The organism is Bacillus sp. CGMCC 1.16541, assembly GCF_003184905.1.
In the GTDB taxonomy this organism is placed as follows: domain Bacteria; phylum Bacillota; class Bacilli; order Bacillales; family Bacillaceae_H; genus Priestia.
In genome coordinates, this window is sequence record NZ_QFRU01000015.1 from 57,957 (window position 1) to 72,620 (window position 14,664).

The window sequence follows — 14,664 nt, forward strand, 5'->3', positions numbered from 1 at the left end:
AGCCTACCTCCCTTTTAATCTACAGGTTTTTACCTAATCGCTTCTACTAAAGCTAAATCTATTCTTTCGTTACAGGGTCTTTTTCACCCTCTACTACTGGTTCACTATCATTATCTGAAATAATTGATTCAGTTGGTTGATCGTGATCATCTTCTGAATCTACAATATCAATTTCTTGTTCATCAGCTGAGAGCATCTTAACATCCATACCTAAACTTTGTAGCTCTTTAATTAATACCTTGAATGACTCAGGGATACCTGGTTCTGGAATGTTTTCACCCTTCACGATTGCCTCGTACGTTTTCACACGTCCAACAACATCATCTGATTTCACAGTTAAGATTTCTTGTAATGTGTAAGCAGCACCATAAGCTTCAAGTGCCCATACTTCCATCTCACCAAAGCGCTGACCACCAAACTGCGCTTTACCACCAAGAGGTTGTTGCGTAACAAGTGAGTACGGTCCAGTTGAACGAGCATGAAGTTTGTCATCAACCATGTGAGCAAGTTTAATCATATACATGATTCCAACTGATACACGATTATCGAACGGTTCACCTGTTCTTCCGTCATATAGGACTGTTTTTGCATCACGAGACATGCCTGCTTCTTCAATTGTTGCCCACACATCTTCTTCACGAGCTCCATCAAATACTGGAGATGCAACATGAATGCCCAATGCACGAGCAGCCATTCCTAAATGCAACTCAAGTACCTGACCGATATTCATACGTGAAGGTACCCCTAATGGGTTTAACATGATATCAATCGGCGTACCATCTGGTAAGTAAGGCATATCTTCTTCTGGTAAAATACGAGAGATAACACCTTTGTTACCATGTCGACCGGCCATTTTATCACCTTCAGAAATCTTACGTTTCTGAACGATATATACACGAACTAATTGGTTTACACCTGGTGGTAATTCGTCACCATCTTCACGGTTGAAGACTTTCACATCAAGGATAATTCCGCCTCCACCATGTGGTACACGAAGAGATGTATCACGAACTTCACGTGCTTTTTCACCGAAGATTGCATGTAATAGACGTTCTTCAGCTGTTAACTCTGTAACTCCCTTTGGCGTTACTTTACCAACAAGAAGATCTCCATCTTTTACTTCAGCACCAATTCGGATGATTCCGCGCTCGTCTAAATTACGAAGAGCATCTTCACCAACGTTTGGAATGTCGCGTGTAATTTCTTCTGGTCCTAGTTTCGTATCGCGAGACTCAGACTCATATTCTTCAATATGAACAGAAGTGTATACATCATCTTTTACAAGGCGCTCACTCATGATGATCGCATCCTCATAGTTATAACCGTCCCATGTCATGAAACCAACCATTACGTTACGACCTAAAGCAAGTTCACCTTTTTCCATTGAAGGACCATCAGCTAGAATTTCACCTTTTACTACTTGATCTCCTACTGAAACGATAGGACGTTGGTTGTAGCAAGTACCTTGGTTTGAACGAATAAACTTCAATAAACGGTACTTATCTAGGTTTCCTTTTACTTTTTGTCCATCAACTTCTTCATAACGACGAACCCATACTTGTTTCGCTTCAACACGTTCTACAACACCAGGGTGTTTACAAATAACTGCAGCACCAGAGTCTTTACCAGATACATATTCCATACCTGTTCCTACAATTGGTGCTTCCGGGTTTAATAGAGGAACTGCTTGACGTTGCATGTTCGCACCCATTAACGCACGGTTTGAGTCATCGTTTTCTAAGAACGGAATACATGCAGTCGCTGCTGATACAACTTGTTTAGGAGATACATCCATGTAGTCAAGTCGATCACGTCTAACAACTGTATTCTCTCCGCGGAAACGAGCAACAATGTTTTCATCTAAGAATGAACCATCATCACCTAAACGGGCATTTGCTTGGGCTACTACGTAATTGTCTTCTTCATCCGCCGTTAAGTAGTCAATACGATCTGTTACTTTACCAGTCTCAGGGTCAATACGACGATAAGGCGTTTCGATGAAGCCAAATTTATTTACTTTTGCGTATGAAGATAACGAGTTAATTAATCCAATATTCGGACCCTCAGGCGTTTCAATTGGACACATACGACCATAGTGAGAGTAGTGAACGTCACGCACTTCAAAACCGGCGCGCTCACGTGTTAAACCACCAGGACCTAAGGCAGAGAGTCTGCGTTTATGTGTTAATTCAGCTAATGGATTTGTTTGATCCATGAACTGAGACAACTGAGAGCTACCAAAGAACTCTTTAATCGCCGCGATAACAGGACGAATATTAATCAATTGTTGTGGTGTAATCGTATTTGTGTCTTGAATTGACATTCTTTCACGAACTACACGTTCCATACGAGATAACCCAATACGGAATTGGTTTTGTAACAATTCACCTACAGAACGAAGACGACGGTTTCCTAAGTGATCAATATCATCAGTGTCTCCTACATTGTGTAACAGGTTAAAGAAATAGCTAATAGAAGATAAAATATCAGCAGGTGTGATATTTTTCACCTCTTCTGTTACGTAAGCATTACCTAATACATTGATTACTTTTTCTCCATCTGGATCGTTTGGAGCGTAAATTTTAATAGATTGAAGCGTTACATCTTCTTCTACAACTCCACCAACAGGGTTGTAAGTTTTGAAGTTTACACCACTCTCAATCATTGGTAGAATACGATCAAGTGTACGACGATCAATCATCGTACCTTTTTCTGCAATAATCTCACCAGTCTCTGGATCAACTAGCGTTTCTGCTAAACGTTGATTGAATAGACGGTGTTTAATATGAAGCTTTTTGTTGATTTTGTAACGACCTACATTCGCTAAATCATAGCGTTTCGGGTCGAAGAATCGAGAAACAAGTAATGTTTTCGCATTCTCAACTGTAGGTGGCTCTCCAGGACGTAAGCGCTCATAGATTTCTAATAGTGCTTTTTCTGTACTTTCCGTGTTATCTTTTTCAAGCGTATTACGGATGTACTCATTGTCCCCTACTAATTCTAAAATCTCTTGATCAGAACCGAAACCTAACGCACGTAATAATACCGTGACTGGTAACTTTCTAGTACGATCAATACGTACATACACAACATCTTTCGCATCTGTCTCATACTCTAACCATGCACCACGGTTTGGAATCACAGTTGCTGTGTAACCTCTTTTACCATTTTTGTCTACTTTACCACTATAGTAAACGCTTGGTGAGCGTACCAACTGTGATACGATAACGCGCTCTGCACCGTTAATAACAAACGTGCCAGTCTCTGTCATCAATGGGAAATCACCCATAAACACATCTTGGTCTTTTACTTCACCAGTTTCTTTATTAATTAAACGCACCTTAACACGTAGAGGTGCAGCATAGGTTACATCACGCTCTTTAGATTCCTCAACAGAATACTTCGGATCTCCTAGGCTATAGTCAATAAACTCTAAAGATAGATTACCTGTAAAGTCCTCAATTGGAGAAATATCTTGGAACATTTCTCTTAATCCTTCATCTAAAAACCATTGGTAAGAAGATGTTTGGATTTCAATCAGATTAGGTAATTCTAATACTTCACTAATGCGCGCATAACTTCTGCGTTGGCGGTGGCGTCCATACTGAACTAGTTGACCTGTCAACTGATTCACCCCTCAAATCAAGCGTTATTGTTCAAAAAAATAATAAATAAACATAAAGTTTATTATTAAACAAAAGAAAAATGGTTTCTTTAAATAGAAAACCACAATTTCATAAAAAACGTACTATTGATTTTATTAGCTTTTCCATAAAGACTAGAATTATACGTACTATTTTATGTATAAAAAAGTCATGATGGAATAATGATATATTGGCATTTTATAATGCTAACATACTCAAAAAAGTTAGTCAACATTTTTGGCAAATATGATATAATATCCTTTTTTCTTTTCTACTACTTCAACTTCACCAAATAATGTCTCAAGCTTATCAATTGCAGACGGCGCCCCTTGTTTCTTCTGAATGACAACCCACAACTCTCCATTTTCCACAAGGTGACGGGCTGCTCCTTCTAAAATTTCATGAACGACCTTTTTTCCAGCTCGAATAGGTGGATTTGTTAAAATGGATGCAAACTGCTTTTCCTCTACATTGTCAAAACAGAAACTTTTATAGATTTCGACGTTGTCTACTTTATTTTGAGTCGCATTGAGTTTTGCTAACTCAAGAGCTCGCTCGTTCACATCCACCATATGCACTCTTCGCGACTGATCACTCTTAGCAATAGATAAACCAATTGGTCCATATCCACAACCAACATCTAGTATAGGTCCCTCAACTTGAGGAAATTGAAAAGCTTCTATTAATACACGAGAACCAAAGTCTACTTCTTTCTTTGAAAAAACACCTTGATCGCTAGTGAAAGAAAACGTTTGGTTTCGTAATGTAAAAGAAAACGTTTGGCGATCACTATTTACAGAAGGTGTATTCGAATAATAATGCTCTGTCAATCTGTAACCTCCCATCTACATGTATGGATTCTTCATTTACTATATAATAAAAATCTTGAACAAGCAAAAAAGCTCGCTTAAGCAAGCGAGCTTTTTAAATAAAAAACGTTAATTACTTAACTTCTACAGAAGCGCCAACTTCTTCAAGTTTAGCTTTCATTTCTTCAGCTTCTTCTTTAGAAACGCCTTCTTTAAGAGCTTTTGGAGTGTTGTCAACTAATTCTTTAGCTTCTTTTAAGCCAAGACCAGTGATTTCACGTACTACTTTGATAACCTTGATTTTTTGTCCGCCAGCACTTTCAAGTACTACGTCAAACTCAGTTTTCTCAGCAGCAGCTTCACCAGCAGCGCCACCCATAACAGCTACAGGAGCAGCAGCAGTTACACCAAATTCTTCTTCGATAGCTTTTACTAAATCGTTAAGTTCTAAAACAGTCATATTTTTAACTGCTTCAATGATTTGTTCTTTAGTCATTGTAAATTTCCTCCTTATATCCTTTTAAAGTTTATAGATAACAGACTAGATTATGCGCCTTGTTCTTCTTTTTGATCTGCCACAGCTTTTGTAGCAAGAGCAAGGTTGCGAATTGGAGCTTGAAGAACGCTAAGCAACATAGAAAGTAAACCTTCGCGAGACGGTAGTTCCGCAAGAGCTTTAATTTCTTCAACAGTTGTAACGTTACCTTCGATCACACCAGCTTTGATTTCTAATGCTTCGTGCTTCTTAGCGAAATCATTTAAGATTTTCGCAGGAGCAACCACATCTTCGCCACCAAACGCGATTGCATTTGGACCAGTTAACGCGTCGTTAAGACCTGTTAACTCAGCTTGTTCTACAGCACGGCGAGTTAAAGTGTTTTTGTAAACTTTGAACTCAATACCCGCTTCACGTAATTGTTTACGAAGTTCAGTTACTTCTGAAACATTTAATCCACGGTAATCAACGACGATAGTAGAGTTGCTAGCTTTGAACTTATCAGCAATCTCTTCTACGATTTGTTTCTTTTGTTCAATTGCGCTGCTCATCTTTACACCTCCTGTAGATTTCCTTCCGTACACTCATACAAGGTGCCATAAAAAACCTCCATGTGTGCATATGCAGACATGGAGGTATCGTAAGCGAACTAAATGTTCAACTAATTTATCGCATACACCTCGGTAGGGAATTAAGCCTAGCGGCACCTACTGTCTACGGTACAAATATCATATTCTTTTTAACAACAATATCTATTATAATCAGTCGCTTCAAAGAAGTCAATACTGATTTACTGTCAAAAATTAGTTTTTAACTACAGCTGTTGCAGCATCAACTTTGATACCAGGGCCCATTGTAGAAGTAATAGCAACGTTCTTCATGTAAGTACCCTTAGCAGCAGCAGGTTTAGCTTTTAGCATAGTTTCGAAGATTGTACCGAAGTTTTCAACTAACTTGTTGTCTTCGAAAGAGATTTTACCGATTGGTACGTGGATGTTACCAGCTTTATCAACGCGGTATTCAACTTTACCAGCCTTGATTTCATTTACAGCTTTCTCAACATCAAATGTAACTGTACCAGTTTTAGGGTTTGGCATTAAACCTTTAGGACCTAATACGCGACCTAATTTACCAACTTCACCCATCATATCTGGAGTAGCTACGATTACGTCAAACTCAAACCAACCTTGTTGGATTTTGTTGATGTAATCAGAATCACCAACGTAATCAGCTCCAGCAGCTTCTGCTTCTTTCGCTTTCTCACCTTTAGCAAATACTAATACGCGTTGAGTTTTACCAGTACCGTTTGGTAATACTACCGCACCACGAATTTGTTGGTCAGCTTTCTTAGGGTCTACACCTAAACGGAAAGCAACCTCAACTGTTGCGTCAAATTTCGCAGTGTTTGTTTTCTTTACTAATGCAATCGCTTCTTCTACTGAATAAGCAGTTGTACGATCTACAAGCTTTGCAGCTTCGATGTACTTTTTACCTTTTTTAGCCATTTTAATTTCCTCCTTATGTGGTTTTAACGGAATAACCTCCCACTAATAAAGGTTGCGAATTGGATGTTTTCCACACTCGCAACCTTCTAGAACCCGTTGATGTGAATTAGTCTTCGATGACAATTCCCATGCTACGTGCTGTACCTTCTACCATGCGCATAGCAGCTTCCACGCTAGCAGCATTTAAATCAGGCATCTTAGTTTCAGCAATCTCACGTACTTTGTCACGCTTGACTGTTGCAACTTTATTACGATTTGGTTCACCAGAACCAGACTCAATTCCAGCCGCTTTTTTAAGTAAAACAGCAGCAGGTGGAGTTTTCGTAATAAATGTAAATGAACGGTCTTCAAATACCGTGATTTCAACAGGAATAATTAGACCAGCTTGATCAGCTGTACGAGCGTTAAACTCCTTACAGAAACCCATGATGTTAACACCTGCTTGACCTAATGCAGGACCTACTGGTGGTGCTGGGTTTGCTTTACCTGCAGGAATTTGTAATTTTACAAGTTTAATTACTTTTTTAGCCACGAGACACACCTCCTTAAGTCCGTGATGTGGTAATAGGGCTTTGCCCTCCCACTCGATGTTCTTTATATGATAAATAAAGAAATGGTCTTTTTAGTCTCTTATTTTGAGACGTACTGACTTATGAAATATTACCACCAAACTTGACAAAATGCAAGTTTTTCGGAATTATATTTTTTCAATTTGTGTAAAATCTAATTCTACTGGTGTTTCACGACCGAACATGTTTACAAGTACTTTAATTTTCTGTTTATCTGTATCGATCTCTTCAATTTTACCTTCAAAGTTTGCAAATGGTCCTTCTTTTACCATCACCGTTTCAGTCACTTCAAAATCAAAGTCCGCAAACTTTTCGTCCATGCCCATATTTTTTAGAATCATGTCAATTTCTTCCGGTAATAAAGGCGTAGGTTTTGATCCTGACCCAGCAGAACCAACAAATCCTGTTACTCCCGGTGTATTACGTACTACATACCAAGAATCATCTGTCATCACGATTTCTACAAGTACATAACCCGGGAATACTTTTTTCTTTGTAATTTTTTCTTTGTTGTTTTTAATTTCTCTTTCTTCTTCTTCCGGAACAACCACACGGAAGATTTTGTCTTGCATGCCCATTGACTCAACACGCTTTTCTAAATTTGTTTTTACTTTATTTTCATATCCAGAGTAAGTATGAACTACATACCAATTTTTCTCCATTCAAGAGGACGATTTGTCCTTCCCTCCCCGCTCATTTTCATTTATAACTAACATTATTTATGATCAAACAAAATCTCACAGATGTGATGTAAGATTCTCAGTTGATTCATAGGTTACCATTATGAAGACAAATTAAAAAACCCGTCTCCGGGCTTTTTGATAGGCATAATTCAAATGTTATTATACCACGTTTGAGACACATTTATTCAAGGAATTAATCGAATTAATGCAGAGATTCCTTGATCGACAGCAGCAAAGAAAAGTGTCATAAATGCAACTGTTGTAACAACAGTTACTGTATAACGCGTTAATTCTTTGCGTTTTGGCCAACTTACCTTCTTCATTTCGCGCCCAACATCACGCAGAAACTTTACGATACGGTTCATCTTTACGTAACCTCCAATATACAATGGGTGCTCATTCTATGCAGATACCATGACTCACTTTATTTCGTTTCACGATGAATTGTGTGTGCGTTGCATGTTTTACAAAACTTTTTCATTTCTAATCGTTCATCATTTTGCTGAGCATTTTTCATTGTGGAGTAGTTACGGCTTCCACACCCAACACATGCAAGTACAACTTTTTTACGCATAATATAAACCACCTATAGATCGCTATAATGTCTATAAAAAAGTATCACACAGTTTCTTTCAATGTCAACATAAGGTCGGAAAAGCTACATGGTTATTTCGCGTAACTCTAAATAACGTTCTAACTTTCTTTTGACTCTTTGCAATGCATTGTCTATCGACTTCACATGGCGATTTAAATCTTCAGAGATTTCTTGATACGATCGACCATCAAGATAAAGCACAAGTACTTTACGTTCAAGATCACTTAATAACTCAGCCATCTTTAATTCAATGTCATCGAATTTTTCTTGATTAATAATAAGTTCTTCAGGATCCATTACTTTTGCACCTGATATAACATCCATTAATGTTCGATCAGATTCTTCATCATAAATCGGCTTGTCCAACGACACATAAGAATTTAAAGGAATGTGCTTTTGCCTTGTAGCTGTTTTAATAGCAGTAATGATTTGTCTTGTAATACAAAGCTCAGCGAATGCCTTAAAAGAAGTAAGTTTGTCCTCTTTGAAATCACGTATAGCCTTGTACAAGCCTATCATACCCTCCTGTACAATATCTTCTCGATCTGCCCCTATTAAGAAGTATGATCTTGCCTTGGCACGTACAAAATTTTTGTACTTATGAATTAAATATTCCAGCGCATCTATATCGCCTTTGTGCACAAGCTCTACAATTTCCTCATCTTCTTGTTGTTCGAAATGAGCCTTATCTTTTCTCCCATAGTTATCGCCCATATCGATCCCCCTGACCGCACAGTAGATAGAAATATTATACAGTAGCTATTTTGGTAGCGTCAACTACTTCAACGCTCTCCTCGTCGCCATTTTTCAAAAATTTCGGCAACTCCTTCAGATAATTTGATGCGTGAGTTCGGCCTTCTCTCCTGAATTTCCTTTACATCTCGGTTAATATCTCTTTTTATTTCTAGCATTTCGTTCCGTAATTCACGGGCAGATTTACGCAAAGCACCTTGTCCAAAAATAGCCCATTGCTCCGTAAAGTCTGAAGTAGCTACATGAATTTGTGTTTTAATATTATTTAATTTCTTAGCTAACTTTTCAATGTGTTCATCCGCTGTCTCATTTTCTTTCGTAAAAACCACTTCTACATTGTGGCTTTTTGCTTTCTTTTCAATCCCTTTTACAAAATGAGCATCAAACACGATAATTGTTCGATACCCTGTATATGCCTGATACTCAGCCATATTCTCAATGAGTAGGTTTCTAGCAGTTGATAAGTCTTTATCTTTCCACTCCCTTAGCTCTGGCCATGCTCCGATGATGTTGTACCCGTCAACCAGTAAGATGTCCATCTCACTCACCTAACGGATGTCGTTTTCGGTATACCTCATACATAAGTAGACTTGCTGCTACAGAAGCATTTAAAGATGTTACATTTCCGACCATCGGCAGGCGAACTAAGAAGTCGCATTTATCACGGATTAAACGACTCATACCTTTACCTTCACTTCCAATAACTAACCCAAGAGCCATTTTTCCATCTAAGTGACGATAATCATCTTTGCCCTTTGCATCTGTTCCCATAATCCACAAGCCACGTTCTTTTAACTCTTCAATCGTACGAGATAAATTTGTTACACGCACAACCGGAATATGCTCAATTGCACCTGTGGATGACTTTGCAACGGTAGCTGTCAAACCAACAGCTCTTCGCTTAGGAATAATAATACCATGTGCACCTACTGCATCTGCCGTTCTCATAATAGAGCCTAAATTGTGTGGGTCTTCAATTTCATCCAAAATAAGAAAAAACGGTTGTTCACTTTTTTGTTCTGCTTTAGTAAATAAGTCATCTAACTCTGCATATTGATAAGCAGCCACTTGCGCCACAACACCTTGATGATTGCCTTCTACCATTTGTTCAATTTTTTTCTTCGGTACGAATTGAACTAACACGCCGCTCTCTTTAGCTAGCTGTGTAATGGAATTCATTTGACCTCGCTGAGAACCTTCCGAAATCCAGATTTTGTTAATATCTCTTTCCGCTCTTAGTGCTTCTAATACTGGGTTTTTCCCAATAATATATTCATGTTGTTCCATGTAGATTTCCTCCCTCTATCTCTTTAATAAAAGAGATGGCCTTTCCAATCATTTCCATTAACCGATCTTCATTTTTAAGTAAATAATGGTAACCAATAACTGCTTCAAAGGCCGTACTATAACGATATGTTTGAACGTCAGTATTTTTAGGGATCGTGCCAGACTTAGCGTTACGACCCCTTCTCAATACCCCTAATTCTTCTTCTGAAAAATACCCTTGTTCTTTAAAAAAATGAACAATCTTTGCTTGTGCTTTTGCTGATACATAGCGTTTTGCTTTATTATGCAATTGATTTGGACGAACGGTTCCAAGGGTTAATAAATAATTACGTACGTGCAAGTCAAATACCGCATCACCTACGTATGCTAAAGCCAAGCTGTTTAGTTGTTTCACGTCACTAGCTTTTAAACTCATGAAAACTTACCCTCTTTTCCATCTTGTACCTTGTGCTGTATCTTCAAGGATAATATTTCGATTCTTTAGTTCATCACGAATTTGATCAGCTAATTGGAAGTCACGATTTTTTCTCGCTTCAATACGCTTTTGAATTAAAGCATCAATTTCTTCATCTAATAATTCTTGCTTTTCTAAAACTAGACCTAACACACTACTTAAGCTATTTAACTCTTCTAAAAAGGCTTTAATCACTACTTCTGACGTATTCTTCTCTAGTAAATACACATTGGCTTGTTTCGCAAGATCAAACAAAACTGAAATCCCATTAGCTGTATTGAAATCATCATCCATTTCACGAATGAATGTCTCACGTAAGTCATGAATTCGCTCTGTCCATTCTTGATCGTTTTCTGTTAAGTTTGTTGAGCTTTCTAAGCGATGCTTTAAGTTGATATAAGCTGTTTGCAATCGCTCGAATCCTTTTCTTGTATTCTCTAAAAGCTCTTCATTATAGTTGATTGGATGTCGATAATGGACAGATAAGATGAAAAAGCGCAATAAGTTTGGATCATGTTTTTTAATAATGTCATGCACAAGAACAAAATTACCAAGAGATTTTGACATTTTTTCGTTATCAATGTTTATATATCCGTTGTGAAGCCAATATTTTGCAAACGTTTTTCCTGTTAATGCTTCGGATTGTGCAATTTCATTTTCATGGTGTGGAAAAGCTAAATCCTGACCACCTGCATGAATGTCAATGGTTTCACCTAAGTATTTTTTAGCCATAGCTGAACACTCAATATGCCAACCTGGTCTTCCTTTACCCCAAGGGCTATCCCATGTAATCTCTTTTTCTTTTGCTGCTTTCCAAAGGACGAAATCTAACGGATCATCTTTCTTTTCACCCACTTCAATTCGAGCGCCTGAACGTAGCTCATCAATTGGCTGGTGAGACAGCTTGCCATAGCCTTCAAACTTACGGGTACGGTAATAAACGTCTCCATTTGATTCGTAGGCATACCCTTTTTCAATGAGGGTCGCAATAAAGTCGATGATAATGTCCATATTTTCTGTTACACGAGGATGGACCGTTGCCTTTTTGCACCCTAATGCGGTGACATCTTCAAAATAAGCATCAATAAAGCGCTCTGCAATCGTTGGCACATCTTCTCCTAGCTCATTTGCTGCTTTAATCAGTTTGTCATCAACATCTGTAAAATTTGAAACATAATTTACTTCATACCCTCTAAACTCTAAGTAACGACGCACTGTATCAAATACGATTGCAGGTCGTGCATTTCCAATATGGATATAGTTATAAACAGTTGGTCCACACACGTACATCTTCACTTTATTTTCTTCTAAAGGTACAAACTCTTCTTTTTGACGTGTAAGTGTGTTGTATAACTTAATAGTCATGTTTAATCGTCCCTTCTTTTCTTTCTTCAAGCATTCCTTTTAGTTGTTCAATTTCTTTTTCTAATTCTCTTAGGCGATCTGCAACTGGATCGGGTAAATCACGATGATTTAAATCTTTGTTTATACGCACGCCATTTTTAATAACAATTTTCCCGGGTATACCTACAACAGTTGAATTATGAGGTACATCATGTAAGACCACCGACCCTGCTCCTACCTTTGAATTTTGCCCAATCGTAATAGAGCCTAATACTTTTGCTCCTGTCGCAATGAGTACATTATCCTCGATAGTTGGATGACGCTTTCCTTTTTCTTTTCCTGTTCCCCCAAGTGTTACACCTTGATAAACGGTAACATTATTCCCTATTTCACATGTTTCCCCAATAACGACTCCCATCCCATGGTCAATAAAGAACCGACGGCCAATTTTTGCTCCGGGATGAATCTCGATGCCTGTAAAAAAGCGACTAATTTGTGAAACAACTCGAGCTAAGAAGAACCATTTTCGTTGAAACAAAACATGCGCCAATCGATGTGCCCAAATAGCGTGTAATCCTGAATAAGTTAAAATCACTTCAAGATAACTTCGTGCTGCTGGGTCTTGTTCAAAAATGACTTCAATGTCTTCTTTTAACACCTTTACCATACTCTCACCCCCACTTTTCTTCGCTAACCCCTTTACCATAAAAAAACGTCTCCGTGTCAAATGACACAGAGACGTTTACATACGCGGTTCCACTCTGCTTAGGTACTAACTACATACCTCAACTCAACTCTTATAACGGTAGAGGAACCGCTTTTGTTTACTCATAAAGCATCTATCCTTGACTTTCAACAAAAGACTCAAAGGTGCATTTCAACAACCATTATCATGAGCTACTTCCAGCCAACGATAGCTCTTCTCTAGAATGTAATGAGTTGTTTACTTCTCCTTCTCAACGTTTTACTTCTTATGATATTTAATATTATGACACAATTGATGAATTGTTAACTAATAATACTTTCGATACGAGCTAAAACAGTTTCCTTACCGAGTAAAGAAATAGCTTGTGGTAACTCTGGACCATGCGTTTGACCAGTTGTTGCCACACGAATTGGCATAAATAATTTCTTTCCTTTTTGACCCGTTGCTTTTTGAACCGCTTTAACGGCTGCTTTTACATCGGCAGCAGAGAATGTCTCTAATTCTTGCACTTGGTCTGCAAATGCTTTTAATACTTCTGGTACTTGTTCTTCCTCTAAAACAGAACGAGCTTCGCGGTTATATTCGATTTCTGTTTTAAAGAACATTTCTGTTAGCTCCACAATTTCAGCACCATAACTCATTTGTTCTTGATAAAGAGCAATCACATCGCGCGTCCATTGAGCTTTTTCAGTATCCATATCCGCTTCTACTCGTCCAGCCTTTACTAAGTGTGGAAGTGATAGGTCTACTACTTTATCTAGATCTAATTCTTTCATGTATTGGTTATTCATCCAACGTAGTTTACTTGTATCAAATACAGCTGGTGACTTCGAAAGTCTTGCTGTATCAAACATTTCAATAAACTGCTCTTTTGAGAAGATTTCTTCTTCTCCAACCGGAGACCAACCAAGAAGAGCAATAAAGTTAAATAACGCACCAGGTAAATACCCTAACGCTTCATACTGTTCGATGAACTGAATAATTGACTCATCACGCTTACTTAACTTCTTACGATTTTCATTTACAATTAATGTCATGTGACCAAAAGCAGGTGCTTCCCAACCAAGTGCTTCGTAAATCATTAATTGCTTTGGTGTATTAGAGATATGATCATCTCCACGTAAAACGTGTGTCATTTTCATAAGGTGGTCGTCAACAGCTACTGCATAGTTGTAAGTTGGTGTCCCATCTTTTTTTACAATAACAAAGTCACCAATACCATCTGATTCAAATGATACCTCACCTTTTACCATATCATCAAACTTATATACTTTTCCGCTTGGCACACGGAAACGAATACTTGGTTGACGACCTTCAGCTTCTAGTTCGGCACGTTGCTCAGCCGTTAGGTTTCGACACTTCCCAGAGTAACGAGGCATTTGACCATTGTCAGATTGTTCTTCACGCTCTTTTTCTAGTTCTTCTTCTGTACAATAACAATAATAAGCTAATCCTTTTTCTAAAAGCTCATCTGTGTGCTTTTTATAGATATCTGTACGTTCAGATTGACGGTATGGGCCATAGTCTCCACCCTCATCAATACTCTCATCCCAGTCAATACCAAGCCATTTTAAATACTTAAGTTGGCTTTCTTCTCCACCTTCAATGTTTCGTTTTTGATCAGTATCTTCTATGCGAATGATAAATTTTCCATTTTGATTGCGTGCGAATAGATAATTAAACAATGCCGTTCTTGCGTTTCCAATATGAAGATGTCCTGTTGGACTTGGTGCATAACGCACACGTACTTCGTTTGCCATAATGATGGTACCTCCAATTTTTATCGATAAGTATGTATAATAAACTTAAATTTCATGCT

At 38.1% G+C, this 14,664-nt stretch carries 16 protein-coding genes and 2 other annotated features; all 16 genes read right to left on the reverse strand.

The window, feature by feature from the left end:
- Positions 1-58: 58 nt before the first annotated feature.
- Positions 59-3,625, reverse strand: a complete 3,567-nt coding sequence (gene rpoB, locus DIS06_RS14565) for a DNA-directed RNA polymerase subunit beta (RefSeq protein WP_110113964.1) — start codon at positions 3,623-3,625, stop codon at positions 59-61.
- Positions 3,626-3,868: 243 nt separating this feature from the next.
- Positions 3,869-4,474 carry a class I SAM-dependent methyltransferase gene (locus DIS06_RS14570; protein WP_110113965.1) on the reverse strand — a complete coding sequence of 202 codons (606 nt, stop codon included), beginning with the start codon at positions 4,472-4,474 and terminating at the stop codon, positions 3,869-3,871.
- Between the two features lie 112 nt (positions 4,475-4,586).
- Positions 4,587-4,949 carry a 50S ribosomal protein L7/L12 gene (gene rplL, locus DIS06_RS14575; protein WP_110113966.1) on the reverse strand — a complete coding sequence of 121 codons (363 nt, stop codon included), beginning with the start codon at positions 4,947-4,949 and terminating at the stop codon, positions 4,587-4,589.
- Positions 4,950-4,999: 50 nt separating this feature from the next.
- The gene (rplJ, locus tag DIS06_RS14580) at positions 5,000-5,500 is read right to left on the reverse strand and encodes a 50S ribosomal protein L10 (RefSeq protein WP_110113967.1); all 501 of its coding nucleotides are present in this window, start codon (positions 5,498-5,500) and stop codon (positions 5,000-5,002) included.
- A 40-nt stretch (positions 5,501-5,540) separates the two neighbouring features.
- Positions 5,541-5,687 (reverse strand) — a sequence feature (ribosomal protein L10 leader region).
- Between the two features lie 65 nt (positions 5,688-5,752).
- Positions 5,753-6,454, reverse strand: a complete 702-nt coding sequence (gene rplA, locus DIS06_RS14585; protein WP_110113968.1) for a 50S ribosomal protein L1 — start codon at positions 6,452-6,454, stop codon at positions 5,753-5,755.
- A 106-nt stretch (positions 6,455-6,560) separates the two neighbouring features.
- The gene (gene rplK / locus DIS06_RS14590) at positions 6,561-6,986 is read right to left on the reverse strand and encodes a 50S ribosomal protein L11 (protein WP_162595981.1); all 426 of its coding nucleotides are present in this window, start codon (positions 6,984-6,986) and stop codon (positions 6,561-6,563) included.
- A 165-nt stretch (positions 6,987-7,151) separates the two neighbouring features.
- The gene (gene nusG, locus DIS06_RS14595) at positions 7,152-7,685 is read right to left on the reverse strand and encodes a transcription termination/antitermination protein NusG (protein ID WP_110113970.1); all 534 of its coding nucleotides are present in this window, start codon (positions 7,683-7,685) and stop codon (positions 7,152-7,154) included.
- Between the two features lie 206 nt (positions 7,686-7,891).
- The gene (secE, locus tag DIS06_RS14600) at positions 7,892-8,071 is read right to left on the reverse strand and encodes a preprotein translocase subunit SecE (RefSeq protein WP_110113971.1); all 180 of its coding nucleotides are present in this window, start codon (positions 8,069-8,071) and stop codon (positions 7,892-7,894) included.
- Positions 8,072-8,130: 59 nt separating this feature from the next.
- Entirely contained in the window at positions 8,131-8,280 is a 150-nt protein-coding gene (gene rpmG / locus DIS06_RS14605) for a 50S ribosomal protein L33 (RefSeq protein ID WP_110113972.1), read from the reverse strand.
- An 84-nt stretch (positions 8,281-8,364) separates the two neighbouring features.
- Entirely contained in the window at positions 8,365-9,015 is a 651-nt protein-coding gene (sigH, locus tag DIS06_RS14610; RefSeq protein WP_110113973.1) for an RNA polymerase sporulation sigma factor SigH, read from the reverse strand.
- A 68-nt stretch (positions 9,016-9,083) separates the two neighbouring features.
- The gene (locus DIS06_RS14615; protein WP_110113974.1) at positions 9,084-9,593 is read right to left on the reverse strand and encodes an NYN domain-containing protein; all 510 of its coding nucleotides are present in this window, start codon (positions 9,591-9,593) and stop codon (positions 9,084-9,086) included.
- A 1-nt stretch (position 9,594) separates the two neighbouring features.
- On the reverse strand, positions 9,595-10,341 hold the full coding sequence (gene rlmB, locus DIS06_RS14620; RefSeq protein ID WP_110113975.1) for a 23S rRNA (guanosine(2251)-2'-O)-methyltransferase RlmB: 747 nt from the start codon (positions 10,339-10,341) through the stop codon (positions 9,595-9,597).
- On the reverse strand, positions 10,328-10,756 hold the full coding sequence (locus tag DIS06_RS14625; protein WP_110113976.1) for a Mini-ribonuclease 3: 429 nt from the start codon (positions 10,754-10,756) through the stop codon (positions 10,328-10,330). The genes rlmB and DIS06_RS14625 overlap by 14 nt, the downstream gene beginning before the upstream one ends.
- A 6-nt stretch (positions 10,757-10,762) precedes the next feature.
- Entirely contained in the window at positions 10,763-12,160 is a 1,398-nt protein-coding gene (gene cysS / locus DIS06_RS14630) for a cysteine--tRNA ligase (protein ID WP_110113977.1), read from the reverse strand.
- Positions 12,150-12,806 (reverse strand): serine O-acetyltransferase, encoded by a 657-nt coding sequence (cysE, locus tag DIS06_RS14635; RefSeq protein ID WP_110114006.1) that lies wholly within the window; start codon positions 12,804-12,806, stop codon positions 12,150-12,152. Before cysE ends, cysS begins: the two co-directional genes overlap by 11 nt.
- A 64-nt stretch (positions 12,807-12,870) precedes the next feature.
- Positions 12,871-13,108 (reverse strand) — a binding site (T-box leader).
- A 39-nt stretch (positions 13,109-13,147) separates the two neighbouring features.
- Entirely contained in the window at positions 13,148-14,605 is a 1,458-nt protein-coding gene (gene gltX, locus DIS06_RS14640) for a glutamate--tRNA ligase (RefSeq protein WP_110113978.1), read from the reverse strand.
- Positions 14,606-14,664: the final 59 nt, after the last annotated feature.